This is a genomic window from Thioalkalicoccus limnaeus (assembly GCF_041197575.1).
GTDB lineage: Bacteria > Pseudomonadota > Gammaproteobacteria > Chromatiales > Chromatiaceae > Thioalkalicoccus > Thioalkalicoccus limnaeus.
Window position 1 is genome coordinate 105,743 of sequence record NZ_JBDKXB010000010.1, and the last position, 16,438, is coordinate 122,180.

Annotated in this window: 14 protein-coding genes, 1 tRNA gene and 1 pseudogene; 12 read left to right on the forward strand and 4 right to left on the reverse strand. The window is 65.2% G+C overall.

The annotated features are described in order from the left end of the window. Positions 1-4: 4 nt before the first annotated feature. From mutY to ABC977_RS09710, 4 genes are all read left to right on the forward strand, one after another. Positions 5-1,150, forward strand: coding sequence for an A/G-specific adenine glycosylase (mutY, locus tag ABC977_RS09695; protein ID WP_369667053.1), 1,146 nt, complete (start codon positions 5-7; stop codon positions 1,148-1,150). Further along, positions 1,147-1,419 (forward strand): oxidative damage protection protein, encoded by a 273-nt coding sequence (locus tag ABC977_RS09700; RefSeq protein ID WP_369667054.1) that lies wholly within the window; start codon positions 1,147-1,149, stop codon positions 1,417-1,419. Before mutY ends, ABC977_RS09700 begins: the two co-directional genes overlap by 4 nt. A 69-nt stretch (positions 1,420-1,488) precedes the next feature. Continuing rightward, a tRNA-Phe gene (locus ABC977_RS09705) sits at positions 1,489-1,564 on the forward strand. A gap of 190 nt (positions 1,565-1,754) precedes the next feature. Then, the gene (locus ABC977_RS09710; protein WP_369667055.1) at positions 1,755-2,258 is read left to right on the forward strand and encodes a TIGR00645 family protein; all 504 of its coding nucleotides are present in this window, start codon (positions 1,755-1,757) and stop codon (positions 2,256-2,258) included. 295 nt (positions 2,259-2,553) lie between these two features. Here the strand turns inward: ABC977_RS09710 and ABC977_RS09715 are convergent, their stop codons facing one another. The 3 genes from ABC977_RS09715 to ABC977_RS09725 form a co-directional block, all read right to left on the reverse strand. Continuing rightward, on the reverse strand, positions 2,554-2,748 hold the full coding sequence (locus ABC977_RS09715; protein WP_369667056.1) for a YgaP family membrane protein: 195 nt from the start codon (positions 2,746-2,748) through the stop codon (positions 2,554-2,556). Positions 2,749-2,848: 100 nt separating this feature from the next. Continuing rightward, on the reverse strand, positions 2,849-3,556 hold the full coding sequence (locus ABC977_RS09720) for a Crp/Fnr family transcriptional regulator (RefSeq protein WP_369667057.1): 708 nt from the start codon (positions 3,554-3,556) through the stop codon (positions 2,849-2,851). 41 nt (positions 3,557-3,597) lie between these two features. Further along, positions 3,598-6,426 carry a valine--tRNA ligase gene (locus ABC977_RS09725; protein WP_369667058.1) on the reverse strand — a complete coding sequence of 943 codons (2,829 nt, stop codon included), beginning with the start codon at positions 6,424-6,426 and terminating at the stop codon, positions 3,598-3,600. Positions 6,427-7,054: 628 nt separating this feature from the next. Between ABC977_RS09725 and ppdK the strand changes: the two genes are divergently transcribed. The 4 genes from ppdK (at position 7,055) to ABC977_RS09745 (ending at position 11,462) form a co-directional block, all read left to right on the forward strand. Further along, a complete protein-coding gene (gene ppdK / locus ABC977_RS09730) occupies positions 7,055-9,841 on the forward strand; it encodes a pyruvate, phosphate dikinase (RefSeq protein ID WP_369667059.1) in 2,787 nt (928 codons plus the stop codon). Between the two features lie 81 nt (positions 9,842-9,922). Continuing rightward, complete coding sequence (locus tag ABC977_RS09735; RefSeq protein ID WP_369667060.1) at positions 9,923-10,510, forward strand: DJ-1/PfpI family protein; 588 nt, start codon at positions 9,923-9,925, stop codon at positions 10,508-10,510. A gap of 8 nt (positions 10,511-10,518) precedes the next feature. Next, positions 10,519-10,968 (forward strand): gamma-glutamylcyclotransferase family protein, encoded by a 450-nt coding sequence (locus tag ABC977_RS09740; protein ID WP_369667061.1) that lies wholly within the window; start codon positions 10,519-10,521, stop codon positions 10,966-10,968. Between the two features lie 32 nt (positions 10,969-11,000). Further along, complete coding sequence (locus ABC977_RS09745) at positions 11,001-11,462, forward strand: OsmC family protein (RefSeq protein ID WP_369667062.1); 462 nt, start codon at positions 11,001-11,003, stop codon at positions 11,460-11,462. A gap of 99 nt (positions 11,463-11,561) precedes the next feature. On the opposite strand, the gene ABC977_RS09750 is transcribed toward ABC977_RS09745, so the two are convergent. Continuing rightward, positions 11,562-11,867: a hypothetical protein gene (locus tag ABC977_RS09750; RefSeq protein WP_369667063.1), complete on the reverse strand. Its 306-nt coding sequence runs from the start codon at positions 11,865-11,867 to the stop codon at positions 11,562-11,564. A 124-nt stretch (positions 11,868-11,991) separates the two neighbouring features. Between ABC977_RS09750 and ABC977_RS09755 the strand changes: the two genes are divergently transcribed. From ABC977_RS09755 to ABC977_RS09770, 4 genes and pseudogenes are all read left to right on the forward strand, one after another. Then, positions 11,992-13,047 carry a 3-deoxy-7-phosphoheptulonate synthase gene (locus ABC977_RS09755; RefSeq protein ID WP_369667064.1) on the forward strand — a complete coding sequence of 352 codons (1,056 nt, stop codon included), beginning with the start codon at positions 11,992-11,994 and terminating at the stop codon, positions 13,045-13,047. Positions 13,048-13,105: 58 nt separating this feature from the next. Further along, a complete protein-coding gene (locus ABC977_RS09760; RefSeq protein WP_369667069.1) occupies positions 13,106-13,765 on the forward strand; it encodes an ABC transporter ATP-binding protein in 660 nt (219 codons plus the stop codon). Positions 13,766-13,778: 13 nt separating this feature from the next. Further along, on the forward strand, positions 13,779-16,142 hold the full coding sequence (locus ABC977_RS09765) for an ABC transporter permease (protein WP_369667065.1): 2,364 nt from the start codon (positions 13,779-13,781) through the stop codon (positions 16,140-16,142). Positions 16,143-16,150: 8 nt separating this feature from the next. Further along, positions 16,151-16,438 (forward strand): annotated as a pseudogene (locus tag ABC977_RS09770) (efflux transporter periplasmic adaptor subunit); the annotation flags it as partial.

Genomic DNA, 16,438 nt, shown 5'->3' on the forward strand with positions numbered 1-16,438 from the left:
CCGGATGGATCGCCGACCCGCCGACTCGGATTCGGCCGCGGCACGCGGCTGGACGCCGGAGGAGCTCGCCGCGCCGCTGCTGGCCTGGTTCGATCGGCATGGCCGGACGGATCTGCCCTGGCAGCGTCCGGCGACACCCTATCGCGTCTGGGTCTCCGAGATCATGCTGCAGCAGACCCAGGTCGCGGTCGTGATCCCCTATTTCGACCGTTTCATGGCGCGTTTCCCGACGCTCGCGGAGCTGGCCGCCGCGCCGCTCGACGAGGTGCTGCATCTGTGGTCCGGTCTCGGTTACTACGCGCGGGCGCGCAATCTGCACCGGGCCGCACGATGGCTTCGCGACGAACAGGGCAGCGCATTCCCCGAGGATCTGGACCTCGTGCAGGCCCTGCCGGGCGTCGGTCGCTCGACGGCCGGGGCCATCCTGTCGTTGGCCCTGGGCCAGCGTCATCCGATCCTCGATGGTAATGTCAAACGGGTTCTGGCGCGTTGTTTCGCCGTCCCCGGATGGCCGGGCCGGCGCCCGGTGCTCGATCGCCTGTGGGCGCTCGCCGAGGCCGGCACGCCGTCGCGCCGGGTCGCGGCCTATAACCAGGGGATCATGGATCTTGGCGCAACCGTCTGCACCCGGAGCGCTCCGGCCTGTGATCTCTGTCCGTTGGCCGATCGGTGTCGGGCGCGGCTCCTAGGGCAGCCGACCACCTTCCCGATGCCGAAGCCGCGCCGGTCACGCCCGGGCCGGTCCTGTCAGCTGCTGGTCATCCGTGATCCCGGGGGCCGAATCCTGCTCGAACGGCGCCCCCCGATTGGCCTGTGGGGCGGCCTTTGGAGCCTGCCGGAGGCCGAGCCCGGCGTGGATCCGGACCTCTGGTGCCGAACGCGGCTCGGGGTTGGCATCGCGCTGGTTGAAACGGGTGCGACGCGCTACCATGACTTCTCGCACTTTCGTCTCGAGATTCGTCCATTGCTGACGGTCTTGCGTGACGAGCCGGCGACCCTGGCCGATGACGATCGCTATGGTTGGTACGATCCGCTCGATCCACCGCGCCTCGGGCTCGCGGCCCCGATTGCCCGGATCCTCGCCGACTGGTCCGCGATTCGTGATCCCGCCGAACCATCTGTCGATAACGAACGAGGAGCACACCGATGAGCCGAACGGTTCAATGCGTCAAGCTCGGGCACGAGGCCGAGGGTCTCGACCGGCCGCCGTACCCGGGGGATCTTGGTCGGCGCATCTTCGATCAGGTCTCCAAGCAAGCCTGGTCCGAATGGCTCAGGCATCAGACGATGCTGATCAACGAGAACCGCTTGACCCCGATGGATCCGAAGGCGCGCCGTTTCCTCGAAGAGCAGATGCACAACTTCTTCTTCGGCCCCGGATCGGATCTACCGCCGGATTACAGGCCGCCACAGGCTTGACGCTGAGCGGAAAAACCGCTCTAATTATGCGCTTCGCGGCGCATACGAAGCAGCGTCGGCGAAGCCGAGGCCCAGGTAGCTCAGTTGGTAGAGCAGAGGACTGAAAATCCTCGTGTCGGTGGTTCGATTCCGCCCCTGGGCACCAATAAACGCTGCCGTTTCTTCCAATAACGGCGAGCAGGCCGCTTCTTGGCCCCCTTCTCGATCCTTTCGGCGGGAGACCTCCTGCCTCCCCGAGTTCGATTCGACTCCCGCTGCTCGGCGGAGCCCGCGGCGCACGGGCTATCCGGCGGGCGGCCTTCCCCTTTTCGTATCCTTCTCCGAGGTGCCTTGTCGTGGAGCGTCTAATCGAGAGGCTGCTGTTCGCCAGCCGCTGGATCCTGGCCCCGATCTATCTTGGCTTGTCGCTGGTGCTGGTCGCACTGGGCATCAAGTTCTTTCAGGAGGCCTATCATGTCCTGGGCCATATCTGGGTCATGAAGGAAACGGATGTCGTGCTGATGGTGCTCGCGATGATCGATCTGGTCCTGGTCGCCAGTCTGGTCATCATGGTGATGTTCTCGGGCTACGAGAACTTCGTCTCGCGGATCGACGTCGAGGGCAAAGACAAGGAGATCGGCTGGATGGGCAAGCTCGACGCCGGAAGCCTGAAGCTCAAGGTTGCGGCCTCGATCGTCGCCATCTCGTCGATTCATCTGCTCAAGGTCTTCATGAACGCGGCCGAGATCCCGAACGACAAGATCCTATGGTACGTGGTCCTGCACTTGACCTTCGTCATCTCGGCCCTGTTGATGGGGGTTCTCGACCGGATCACGTCCGCTTCGCACAAGGAGCATTGACGCGCCAGCGGATGGCTGGAACCAGGACCGATTCGGTCGTGGTTCTCCCCCTCTGGCCGACGAGGCACGATCAGGTCACGCGGCCGCCGTCACCCGTCACCGGGCGATCCGTGACTGCCCCTCTCGGATGTGGTCGGCTGTAGGTGCGGCTTCAGCCGCACGCGCAGCAATTGCGTGGCATCCGGTGCGCCTATGCGGCTGAAGCCGCACCTACATGCACCTTCGTCTGGTCTCGCGGGGGGCGGCCGAACGAAAGGGTGCGGATGCGCTGGTTGCTGCGCATCCGCCACTTTCGTCACTTGCCCTTGTTGGTGTTCATCTTCAGCGGCAGGTAGGCCGGGCACCAGGCCATTGCCGAGGTGGCGAGCAGGACGACGCCGATGATGCCGAGGATCCAGCTCGAGGCGTAAAAGGCCCAGGCGATGAAGCCGATGCCGACGACCAGGCGGATGGTGCGGTCGGTGCTGCCCATGTTTTTCGTGAAGTCCATAGTGGTCTCTCCGGTTGGTTTCAGGCCGGCACTCAGCGCCGGTCGTTACATGATGACCCGGTCAGTCTAGCCCTCCGGCCGTCCGTCGTCTGTGACTTTATCACGCTGGACCGCCTGGGTTGCCGGCGCGGGCCTTGGCTTCCAGCGCCGGGCGGTCGAGCAGATCGATACGGCCGCGGCTGGTGCGGACCAGGCTGGCGCCCTCGAGGTCTTTGAGGAGCCGCGTCACGACCTCGCGTGACGAGCCGATCTCGACCGCCAGTTCCTGGTGCGTGATCGCGATGCTGGCCGTTTTCGGCTGGTCTTCGGCGCGGCGCAGTAGGAAGGCGGCAAGGCGCTGATCGAGCCGCTGGAAGAGCACGGCGTCGATGACACCGAAGATCTCGTCGAGCCGATCGGCGATCAGCGCGAAGATGAACTGACGCCATGGTCCGCAATCGCCGATCCAACGCCCGACCTGACCGGCGCTGACGAGCGCCGCGACGACCGGCGTCTCGCATTCGGCGAAGGCCGGAAACAGGCGCTGCCCGAGCAGGCACGAGGCGGTCAGGACGCAGCTCTCGCCGGCGGCGATTCGGTACAGGGTGATCTCGCGGCCGTTTTCGCCGACCTTGTAGATCCGCCCAGTGCCCTCGATGACGAGTGGCAGATGCGAGCACTGGGCCCCGTCACGGCAGATCAGTTGCCCGGCGGGCAGCGTCGCGAGCGAGACGCCACCGAAGAAGTCGTCGCGAAAAGCCGGTGCGGCCTGTCGCAGGAACGCGAACCGCTCGATCAAGCGTTCACGCTGCACGGGGTCGGTGATCATCGGCCGGGTCCGGGAGCGCCCATCGGTTGCTCAGGTGTCGCTCAGAGCGCGCCGATGCGCGCCGCCTGCTCTTGCAGCCTGGCCAGCGCGGCGCCCTGGCTCGCGAGCCGCTCGCGTTCCTTGGCGACGACGGCGGCCGGTGCCCGGTCGACGAAGTTCGGGTTGGCGAGTTTCTGCTCGATGCCGGTCAGATCGGCCTCGATCCGCGCGATCTCCTTGGCAAGACGCTTGAGTTCGGCGTCCTTGTCGATCAGTCCGGCCATCGGGATCAGGATCCGCATGTCGCCGACCAGCGCGATCGCCGATTCGGGCGCGCGCTCGTCATCGGCGAGCAGGGTCACGGACGCGGTGCGCGCGAGGAAATCCAGATAGGGGCGGGCAGCGATGAGCCAGGCGCGGTCCTGGTCGCTCGCGTTCGCGATCAAGACCGGCAGCGGACGGGCCGGCGGGATGTTCATCTCGCCCTTGATGCGGCGCACGCCGAGGATGAACTGTTGCACCCACTCGATCTCGCGGCACGCGTCCGGATCAGTCGCGCTCGGGTCGACGACCGGGTAGGGGGCCATCATGATGGTGTCGCCGTTGACGCCGGCGAGCGGTTTGAGCTTCTGCCAGATCTCCTCGGTGATGAAGGGCATGATGGGATGCGCGAGCCGCAGCAGGGTCTCGAGCGTCCCGGCCAGCGTCGCGCGGGTGCCGAGTTTCGCGGCCGCCGGGGCGTCGGCGGCGGTCAAGACCGGTTTGCACAGCTCCAGGTACCAGTCGCAGAACTGATTCCATGTGAATTCGTAGATGGCCTGCGCGGCCAGATCGAAACGGTAGGCCGCGAGCGCCTCGTGGACGCTGGCGACGGTCGTGTTCAGCCGGTCGCGAATCCAGCGGTCGGCGGCGCTTAAGGTCATCGGCGCGTCGTCGGCCGGGGGCGCGTCGGCGAGATTCATCAGCACGTAGCGCGACGCATTCCACAACTTGTTGCAGAAGTTGCGGTAGCCCTCGATGCGGTTCAGGTCGAACTTGATGTCGCGGCCGGTCGTCGCGAGCGCCGCGAAGGTGAAACGCAGCGCGTCGGTGCCGAAGGCCGGGATGCCATTCGGGAAGTCCTGGCGGGTCTGCACGGCGATGCGCTCCGCGAGGTGCGGTTGCATCAGGCCGCGCGTGCGTTTCTCGACGAGGGCCTCGAGGCCGATGCCGTCGATCAGGTCGATCGGGTCGAGCACGTTGCCCTTGGATTTCGACATCTTGTCGCCGTGGGCATCGCGCACCAGGCCGTGGATGTAGACGTCGCGGAAGGGCACGTCGCCGGCGAACTCGAGCCCCATCATGATCATCCGGGCGACCCAGAAGAAGATGATGTCGAAGCCGGTGACCAGCACCGACGACGGATAGAAATCGCGCAAGCGGTCGGTCGGCTGCGGCCAACCGAGCGTACTGAAGGGCCAGAGCGCCGAACTGAACCAGGTGTCGAGGACATCTGGATCCTGGGTCAATGCGACATCGGGTCCGAGGCCGTGGCGGGTGCGGATCGCGTCCTCGCTGCGCCCGACGTAGACATTGCCCTGTTCGTCATACCAGGCCGGGATGCGATGGCCCCACCAGATCTGCCGGGAGATGCACCAGTCCTGGATGTTGCGCATCCAGTCGAAATAGGTGTTCTTCCAGTTGTCCGGCACGAAACGGATGCGGCCGTCCTCGACCGCGGCGATCGCGGGACCGGCCAAGGGGCCGACGCGCACATACCACTGGTCGGTCAAGTAGGGCTCGATGATGGCGCCGGAGCGGTCGCCGCGCGGCACCATCAGGCGATGGTCCTTGACCGACGCCAACAGCCCCTGGGCCTCGAGATCGGCGACGATCCGCTGGCGCGCGGCGAACCGATCCAATCCGACGTAGGCCGTTGGAATCAGATCGCCGTCCTCGATCTGATTAGCGCGCAGGCAGGCGTCCGGCGTGAAGATATTGATCAGGCCGCCGTGCGGCTGATCGGCGATCGAGCTTTCGTCGCGGTGGCGGAGCCACACCTGGTAGTCGTTGAAGTCATGGGCGGGCGTGATCTTGACGCAGCCGGTGCCGAACTCGGGGTCGGCGTAGTCGTCGGCGATGATCGGGATTCGCCGCCCGGTCAGCGGCAGGGCGACGAACTCTCCGATCAGATGTCGATAGCGTTCGTCGTGCGGATTGACGGCCACCGCGCAGTCGCCGAGCAAGGTCTCCGGGCGCGTCGTCGCGACGACCAGATGGCCGGTGCCATTGGTCAGTGGGTAGCGCATCTCCCACATCTGGCCCGCCTCTTCCTCGGACAGGACCTCGAGATCCGAGACCGCCGTGTGCAGGACCGGGTCCCAGTTCACGAGCCGCTTGCCGCGGTAGATCAGCCCCTTCTCGTAGAGGCGCACGAAGACCTCGCGCACCGCCTCGGACAGTCCCTCATCCATCGTGAAGCGTTCGTGTTCCCAGTCGAGCGACGAACCCAGGCGCCGCAGCTGGCGCGTGATGGTGCCGCCGGACTCGCCCTTCCAGGTCCAAACCCGCTCGATGAAGGCCTCGCGGCCCAGATCGTGGCGGGTGCGGCCCTCGGCCTCGAGCTGGCGCTCGACGACCATCTGGGTCGCGATCCCGGCGTGATCGGTGCCGGGTTGCCACAGGGTTCGCTTGCCGCACATCCGGTGGTAACGGATCAGTGCGTCCATGATGGTGTTGTTGAACCCATGGCCCATGTGCAGGCTGCCGGTGACGTTCGGCGGCGGGATCATGATGCAGTAGGTCCCGGTTTGCGATGGTTCGCCGCCGGCCGGGGCAAAGTAGCCCCGGGACTCCCAGGCTTCGTACCATTTACGTTCCAGCGTCTGGGGGTCGTAGTTCTTATCCAGCATGGTTGCGGTGGCTCGTTCGGAAGCGGATCCAGTAAAAACACTCAAGTATAACCGACGGCTGCATTGACTGGTGTCCGAAACGCCGCGTTTCGGGCGTGCCGATCCCCCATGCGTCAGCGGGCGATTTCTTGCGCCGCCCAGCGACCAAGGCGAACCCTGATATGACGGGTACGGACTGGGCTGACCGAGGAGCGGCGCGATCGGTCGCCATTTTGATGTGCCTCAAGAAGGTCGCCTTCTGTCAATTTTATCCATTGCCGAAAGCCGCGATCGGGTTACCATTGCGAGTCGGGCCGGTTGCCGGAACTCATCGCCGCCAGCTCGATCTAAAGGCGCAAAATCCTTAGAGATAATAAGCCTTTGAACAAGGCTGGCGGGGCCGGTTGGCCATGGCCGTGGTCTCGTTCGCAATAGCCTTGATGGGATCGTTGAACTCAGTCACGGATCAGAACAAGACCCTCAGTGAATGCAAGAATCCGTGTCGATCCGTGTGCATCCGTGGCTAGCAGCCAGACCCAGCGTGATGCGCACCGATCCCGATCGGCTCGGCGAAACCCCATTTCCCGACCCCCCATTCATGACCTTCTTACCAGTTAGCGCAACTCAACCGACAGAGGTATACCCGAGCGTGGATACAGCAACCTATGCGACGAAGCATGTCTTCGCCTTCGAGGAAGGCAACGGCAAGGACAAGAAACTGCTTGGCGGAAAGGGGGCGAATCTCTGCGAGATGACGCAGATCGGCCTGAACGTGCCACCCGGTTTCGTGATCTCGACGGCGGCCTGCCTCGAGTACCTCGACTCGCCGACCCGCGCGCTGCCAGCTGGGCTGATCGACGAGGTCCATGCGCAGATGAAGGCGCTCGAGGTCAAGACCGGCAAGGGCTTCGGCAATCCGGAGGACCCGCTGTTGGTCTCGGTCCGATCCGGCTCGGCGATGTCGATGCCGGGCATGATGGACACCATCCTGAACCTCGGGCTCAACACGGCGACCTTGCAGGGCTTGATCCGCCAGACCGGCGACCCGCGCTTCGGGTATGACGCCTACCGCCGGTTCATTCAGCTCTTCGGCAAGGTTGCCCTAGGCGTTGCCGACAGCCTGTTCGACGCCGAGTTCGAGGCCGTCAAGGAGCAGGCCCATGTCAAGGACGACGTCGGTCTGTCGGCCGCCGATCTCGAGGAGATCAGCGAGCGTTTCCTGAAGGTCATCGAGGCCCACACCGGCAAACCCTTCCCCGAAGACCCGTTCGATCAGCTCGAGATCGCGATCAAGGCCGTGTTCAACTCCTGGATGGGCAAGCGCGCGGTCGATTATCGGCGCCAGTTCAATATCACGACCGACATGGCCCACGGCACCGCGGTCAATGTCGTGACCATGGTCTTCGGTAACCGGGGCAATGATTCGGGCACCGGCGTGGCCTTCACGCGCAATCCAGCGAACGGCGAGAACAAACTGTTCGGCGAGTATCTGACCAATGCCCAAGGCGAGGACGTTGTCGCCGGCATCCGCACGCCCAAGCCGATCGACCGGCTCAAGAACGAGATGCCGGAGATGGCCCGTCAGCTCGATGAACTGCGCGACAAGCTCGAAAGCCATTACCGGGAGATCCAGGATTTCGAGTTCACGATCGAGCGCGGCCAGCTCTATTGCCTGCAGACCCGTAACGGCAAGATGAACGCCCAGGCGATGGTGCGTACCTCGGTCGAGATGGAGCGCGAGGGGCTGATCTCGAAGCAGGAGGCGCTGCTGCGGATCAAGCCGGATCTGCTCGAGCAGATGTTGTTCCCGCGACTCGACCCGACCATCCGTGCCGAGGCCGTCGCGCAGGGCCTTCCGGCCTCGCCGGGCGCGGCGTCGGGCATCGCGGTGTTCGACGCCGATCGCGCCGAGCAGATGGGCAAGGAGCTTGGCCAGAAGGTGATCCTGGTCCGCGAAGAGACCAAGCCCGAGGACATCCACGGTTTCTTCGCGTCCGAGGGCATCCTGACGTCGCGCGGCGGCAAGACCTCGCACGCGGCCGTCGTTGCCCGGGGCATGGGCAAACCCTGTGTCGCTGGCGCCGAGGGCATCGTCGTCGATGTCAATCGCCGCGAGGCCTACGTCGGCGAGTCCAGCTTCCGCGAGGGCCAGGTGATCACGATCGACGGCACCACCGGCAAGGTCTATCTCGGGGCCATCCCGACCGTCGAACCGGACTTCACGCCGGAACTCAACACGCTGCTGTCGTGGGCTGACGAGGTGGCCCGGCTCAAGGTCCTGGCCAACGCCGACACGCCCGACGATGCGCGTCGCGCGCTCAAGTACGGTGCCCGCGGGATCGGTTTGGCGCGGACCGAACGGATGTTCAACGACCCGGCGCGGTTGCCGATCGTGATCGAGATGATCGTGGCCGACACGCCAGAGCAGCGTCAGGCGGCGCTCGATCTTTTGTTGCCGCTGCAGCGGGCCGATTTCCGCGAGCTGTTCGAGGTCATGTCGCCGAACCCGGTGACGATTCGCCTGCTCGATCCGCCGATCCACGAGTTCCTGCCCGACGAGCACCAGTTGGAGCGCGAGCTGGCCGAGCTTCACCGGCTCGGGGAGACCACCCGCGGCATGGTCGTGCTTGCCGGTACCATGAGCCTGATCCATGCGTCCGACCGCGCCCGCGTCGAGCTCGACACGATGCGCCGGATGGTCGACCCGGCGCTGGTCGAGGAGGCGATCGCGAAGAAGGAGACGATGCTGCGCAAGGTCCGCGTGCTCTACGAGACCAACCCGATGCTCGGTCACCGCGGCGTTCGGCTCGGGATCACCTTCCCCGAGATCTACCAGATGCAGATCCGCGCGATCCTCGAGGCCGCCGCCGAATGCGGTCGCAGGGGGATCGAGGTGCATCCGCAGATGATGGTGCCGCAGGTCTGTACGGTCGAGGAGCTGAAGAAGGTCAAGAGCTACGTCGACACCATCCACGAAGAGATACAGCAGCGTTACGGCCATCCGGTTCCGTTCAAGTTCGGCACCATGATCGAGGTCGTGCGGGCGTGCATGCGCGCCGAGTCGCTGGCCGAGGTGGCCGAGTTCTTCTCGTTCGGGACCAATGACCTGACGCAGGCGACCTTCTCGTTCTCGCGCGAGGACGCCGAGAACAAGTTCCTGCCGCTGTACAATCAGTCGACGATCCTGCACGACAACCCGTTCGAGGTGCTCGACGTCAAGGGTGTCGGCAAGCTGATGAAACTGGCCGTCGAGTGGGGCCGGACAACCCGCCCGGACATGCCGATCAGCATCTGTGGCGAACATGGCGGTCACCCGTCGTCGATCGCCTTCTGCCATGAGGCGGGGCTCGACTATGTCTCGTGCTCGGGGCCACGTGTGCCGGTGGCGCGCCTGGCCGCGGCCCACGCGGTGATGGCGCAACAGGGCGCTGCTTGATAGCAGCCGCCCGGTCGGCGGGCGGCGCGTGCCGCCCGCCTCGCTCGTGGAAATTGGTGAGACCCCTGAGGATTTGCAGCAATGGCCGTGAAGAAGATCCTGATGTTGGCGGGTGACTATGTCGAGGATTACGAGGCGATGGTGCCCTTTCAGATCCTCGTCATGGTTGGTCACAAGGTCGACGTGGTGTGTCCCGGCAAGAAGCCCGGCGAGACGGTGCGGACCGCCGTGCACGACTTCGAAGGGGATCAGACCTACAGCGAGAAGCCGGGTCATAATTTCGCGATCACCGCCGATTTCGATGCCGTCGACGAAACGACCTACGACGCCTTGGTGATCCCCGGCGGGCGCGCCCCCGAGTACCTGAGGTTGAATCGGCGCCTGCTGGCGATGGTGCGTCACTTCGCGCAGGCCAACAAGCCGATCGCCTCGATCTGCCATGGGCAGCAGATCCTGGTCGCCGCCGGGGTCTTGAAGGGACGTGTCTGCACCGCGTACCCGTCCGTCCAGCCGGAGATCGAGGCGGCCGGCGGGACCTGGCACGAGGTCGGTGCCAGCTATGCGAATGCCTGCACCGACGGCAATCTGGTGACGGCGCCGGCGTGGCCGGCACATCCCGAGTGGATGCGCCAGTTCCTGACGCGGCTCGGTAGCCGAATCGAGCCTTGAGCCGGTCGATGGAACACCGTGTTTTCGTCTATGGCACGCTGCGCCGGGGCCAGGTCAATCATCGTCGTCTCTCCGGCCACCCGCTACTCGGGGAACACCGGACCGACCCTTGCTTTTCGTTGTACGACCTGGGCGCCTATCCAGGCTTGGTTCGGGGCGGGGCCACGCCGGTGTGCGGCGAGATCTACCTGGTCAATGCCCGAACCCTGCGTTACCTGGACCGGCTGGAGGACTATCCGCGGCTCTATTCGCGGATCCTGATCCCATCACCTTGGGGGCAATCCTGGGTCTATTGCTACCGGGGCATGGTGCGACATCGGCCCTTGATCCCGTCCGGCGATTGGCTCGAGTGGGCCGATGCGCCAGGTTCCTTTCGTTCAGCCGCGATCCGCCGCGCGCGGGATCCGAAGACCCAGGTACCCTGGTCGGACCGCGCGGCGCCGGTGGTTCGCGGCTGATTCCGTCAATCGCCCGACAACGAGGGAATACCATGTCCGAAGAAGGCCGCTTCACGATCCATCTGGAGCAGCAGGAGGATTACCAGATCCTCGTGCGGTTCGACTGGCGTAAGGCTGCGGATCTGCTGATGGACGAGCCGCCGCCGCTTGGTGAGACGGCCGGCCCGAATGCCTCGCGGCTCCTGGCCGCGGCGGCCGCGAATTGCCTGTCGGCGAGTCTGCTCTATTGCCTGGCGAAGGAAGAGCCGCCGGCCAACAGCCTCAGGACCGAAGCGACCTGCATCCTGATTCGCAACGACAAGAAGCGCTTGCGGATCGGCGGGATGGAGGTCCGGCTGATCGTCAGCGACGAACTCGCCGAGTCCGCCCGCTTCAATCGGTGCAAGGAACTGTTCGAGGATTTCTGCGTGGTCAGTGCGAGCATCCGCGACGGCATCCCGATCAGGGTCGAGGTCCTCGACCAGCGCGGAACCCTGCTGCACAGCGCCGACTGACGGGTCGTACAGGCTTGCCCGTTGCGACGAACGAGACCGGCCGGACCGGCGGCGTCCGAAGCGCACCCGGGTGAATCCCCGGGTCGGCTGGCCGGCTCGTCAGTCGCTGTCGCCGAGCTCCGGGTTCCAGCCGTGCGCGCGGGCGCGGGCGACCGCCTCGGCGTAGATCCGGGCATGCCGTTCCCGCAACTCGGGCGGTAACCGCGAGGCGAGGTGTCCGTAGGGCGCCCACGCAGCGGTGACCCGGTCGTAGAGCTGGTCGATGCCCTGAAGGGTCCAGCCGGCGCAGGTCTCGGTCTCCGGGATCAGCCCGAAGACCCAGGCGTCGCGGACGATGTTGCCGGTCGGGGTGATGGTGCCGGGGGTCTCCTGATCGATCCCCGCATAGATCTTGTTTGCTTTCATGGCTCTAGTACCAAGTCTCTTCGATGGCGATGCCTGATGCGGCGCGCACGCGGGTGCGGCGAGTCGCGTCGGACGACGGGTATTCCCGTATAATGCCGAATTTGCGAACGAGCCGCGACCCGCTATGACCTACGCCACTGACGACCTGCGTATCCGCGAGATCAGGCAGGTGATCATGCCGAGGGACCTCGCCGAAGAGATGCCCATCACCGAGGCGGCGGCCGCCACGGTCTTCCATACCCGTCGAGAGATCAAACGGATTCTGCACGGCGAAGACGATCGCTTGCTGGTCGTCGTCGGCCCCTGCTCGGTGCATGATCCAGAAGCCGCCTACGAGTATGCCGATCGGCTGCGCCCGATCCGCGAGGCCCTGTCCGAGGATCTGTTGATCCTGATGCGCGTCTATTTCGAGAAGCCGCGCACGACCGTCGGCTGGAAGGGTTTGATCAACGATCCGACGCTCGATGGGCGTTTCGAGATCGACAAGGGGTTGCGTCTGGCGCGGCGCTTGTTGCTCGATCTGAACGAGCGCGGCGTTCCGGCTGGCACCGAATTCCTGGATCTGATCACCCCCCAGTATATCGCGGATCTGGTCAGTTGGGGCGCGATCGGCGCGCGCACGACCGAGAGCCAGGGACACCGGGAACTGGCGTCCGGTCTCTCATGTCCCGTCGGCTTCAAGAACGGTACCGAGGGGGTCGTCAAGGTCGCGATCGACGCGATCCATGCGGCAGCTAGGCCGCATGTCTTCCTATCGATGACCAAGGCGGGTCATTCCGCGGTCTTCACGACCGCCGGCAACGAGGATACCCATGTCATCCTGCGCGGTGGACAACGACCGAACTACGACACCGAGAGCGTCAGCATCGCAGCCGACGAGATCATCGCCAGCGGTCTGACGCCGAAGATCATGGTCGATTTCAGTCATGCCAACAGCCGCAAGAGGCCGGAGAAGCAGATCCAGGTGTGCCATGATGTGGCCGGACAGATCGGGCGCGGCGACCGCCGCATCATCGGGGCCATGATCGAAAGCCACTTGGTCGGCGGCAATCAATCCTTGAAACCGGGTCACGAACTCGTGTATGGCCAGAGCATCACCGATGCGTGCGTGAGCTGGGACGATACCGTGCCGATGCTTGATGAACTGGCTAAAGCCACGGCTGGGCGCCGGCGTCATTGAGCGGCGCTGCGAACGCGAGCGGGTCTTTGTCGTCCGAGGCCTGACCAAGATCTACCTGATGGGGGAGGTCGAGATCCAGGCGCTGCGAGGCGTCGATCTCGATCTCTATGCCGGCGAACTGACGGTGATGCTCGGGGCGTCCGGTTCGGGCAAGTCGACCCTGCTCAACATCCTCGGCGGGCTCGATCGTGCCTCGGGTGGCGAGGTGCGCTACCGGGATCAAGACCTGACGCGTGCGCGCGACCGGGTACTGACCGACTTCCGCCGACGGCATGTCGGCTTCGTCTTCCAGTTCTACAACCTGATCGCGAGCCTGACCGCACGCGAGAACGTCGCGCTCGTCACCGAGATCAGCCCCGCTCCGATGCGCCCGGAAGAGGCGCTGGACCTGGTCGGTCTCGGCGATCGCCTCGATCACTTCCCGTCGCAACTCTCCGGCGGCGAGCAGCAGCGGGTCGCAATCGCCCGCGCGGTCGCCAAGCGGCCGGCGGTCCTGCTCTGCGACGAGCCGACCGGCGCGCTGGACTCGCGGACCGGGGTGCGCGTCTTGCAAGTCTTGCAACAGGTCAACCGGGACCTCGGTACGACGACCGCGGTCATCACGCACAATGCCGTGATCGGCGACATGGCCGACCGTGTGATCCGCCTCGCCGACGGCCAAGTCCAGGACATCCAGATCAACGCGGCCCGGCGCGATCCGGCCGAGCTGCAATGGTGACGGGGCCGGCCTAGTGCGCACCCTGCACAGGAAGCTGATGCGCGATCTGGTGCCGATCGCCGGCCAGGTCGCCGCGATCGCCGTGGTCCTGGGCGCCGGCGTCATGGTGCTGATCCTGTCCGTAACCACGCTCGACGCGCTCGCCTTATCCAAGGCGCGATTCTACGAGAGCCACCACTTCGCACAGGTCTTCGCCGATCTCAAGCGAGCGCCCGAGGGCCTTGCCCGGTCACTGCAAGAGATCCCTGGCGTCAATCAGGTCGAGACGCGGGTGATCGCGCCGATGCGCCTCGAAGTCCCGGGTTTTCCGGAACCGGTGCGTGGGCAGATCCTGTCGCTGCCGGACGGCCGTCAACCGAGGTTGAATCAGCTGTATCTGCGCGAGGGCGGTCTGCCCGACCCGGAGCGCACCGATCAGGTCGTGATCAGCGCCCCCTTCGCCGAGGCCCATGGTCTGCGGGTCGGCGCGCCGCTGACGGCGATCATCGATGGGCGGCTGGAGCGGTTGACCGTGATCGGTGTGGCCTTGTCGCCCGAGTTCGTCTATCAGGTCGGCCCCGCGGACCTGTTGCCCGATTACCAGCGCTACGCGGTCTTGTGGATGAATCGTCGCGCGCTCGGACACGCGATGGATATGGATGGCGCCTTCAACAGCCTGCTGGTCTCGTTGCAGGCCGGGGCCGATCAGGACCAGGTCATCGAGGCCTTGGATCGGTACCTGGCGCGCTATGGCGGCGTTGGCGCGATCGGTCGAGAGGATCAGCTCTCGCACCGCTTCCTGTCCGACGAGTTGGATCAGTTGCGGGTCATGGCGACGGTGCTGCCGGCGATCTTTCTCGCGGTTGCCGCCTTCCTGCTGAACCTGTTGATGGGGCGCATCATCCAGAATCAGCGGCAGTCGATCGCGATCCTGAAGGCCTTTGGCTACACGGGCTGGGATCTGGCGGTCCACTACGGGTTGTTGACGGCCCTGATCGTCGTGGTCGGGGCTGCGCTCGGCGTCGGTTTCGGTGCTTGGGCCGCTGAGGGGCTGGCGGTGATCTATACCGAGTACTTTCGTTTTCCGGCGCTGAGCCTTCGCCTCCAGCCAGCCGTTGTAGTGCTCGCTGTCCTGGTCGCCGCCGGCGCGGCGGCACTCGGCACCGGCCGAGCGGTGTTCGGCGCGGTTAGGTTGCCGCCGGCGCAAGCGATGCGGCCGCCGGCGCCGGAACGGTTCCGTCCATCCTGGCTCGAAGGGTCGGCGCTATGGCCTCGTCTGGGGCAGCCGACCCGGATCATCCTGCGCAACCTCCTGCGCCATCGGTTCAAGGCCTTGTTGTCGATGATCGGGATCGGACTGTCCGGGGGGCTTCTGCTGCTCGGCAGCTATCAATTCAATGCCGTCGATCACCTGCTGGATATCCAGTACCGGCTGGTGATGAAGATGGATACGCACCTGGTCTTCACCGAAGCGACCTCGGAGCGGGCGCTGGCGGAGTTGCGCGGTCTTCCGGGGGTCGCCTATGTCGAGGGGTATCGCCGTGTTCCGGTGCGCTTGATCAACGGCCCCCGTCATTATCGGACCGGTATCGAGGGCCTGGAGCCGGAGCCGCAGTTGCGCGGCCTGCTCGATGCCGACCGGCGCCCGATTCGGCTGCCGCCCGAGGGTCTGTTCTTGACGGATTACCTGGCCGGTTACTTGGACCTCGAGGTCGGCGATCGGGTGCAGGTCGAGATCATGGAAGGGCACAGGCGCATCTTGGAAGTGGACCTGGCCGGGACCGTCGATGAACCGATCGGCGTCAGTGCCTACATGGAGCGGCGCGCGTTGAACCGATTGATGGGCGAGGGTCCGGCGATTTCGGGCGCCTGGCTGCTCACCGATGCCGCGGAACGGGATCGGTTGTTCGAACGCCTCTGGGAGGTCCCGCGCGTGGCCGGCATCGGCGTGATCGCCGACGCCGAACGGCAATTCCGCGATTACATGGACGATACGGTCCTCGTGATGATGGGGATCCTGTTGGTCATGGCCGGATCCATCACCTTCGCTGTGGTCTACAACAATGCTCGTATGACCTTCTCGGAGCGGGTCCGGGAGTTGGCGACGCTGCGCGTCCTGGGTATGACGCAAACCGAGGTCGGTTGGGTGCTGATCGGCGAGATCGCGCTGCTGACGATGCTGGCGATCCCGCTGGGCTGGCTCGTCGGCACCGGTTTTGCCGTGCTGTTGAACGAGGCGATGACGATGGACATGTTTCGTGTGCCCTTCATCATCACGACCTGGACCTATGCCTTCTCGGCGGCCGGTGTGCTCCTGGCTTCGCTGCTGTCGTTGCTGCTGATCGCCCGTCGTCTGCGGGATTTGGACATGATCCTTGCGCTGAAGACCATCGAATAGGAGCGCTAATGTCTTGGACGAAACGACTTGCGACACTGGCCGTCGTGCTGGCCATCCTGGTCATGCTCGGAGTGGCCCTGATTCCGGCGCCGATCTCCGTCAGTGCGACCGAGGTGCGACGCGGTCCGTTCGTCGAATTCATCGAGGACGAAGGGCGAACGGAACTGCGCGATCCTTACGTAATCGCGGCGCCGATCGCCGGATACCTACGGCGCGTGCTACTGGAGCCCGGCGATAGCGTGACGGTCGGGCAGGTCCTGTTCGAGCTGGAACCGATGCCGGCGCCGGCCCTGGAT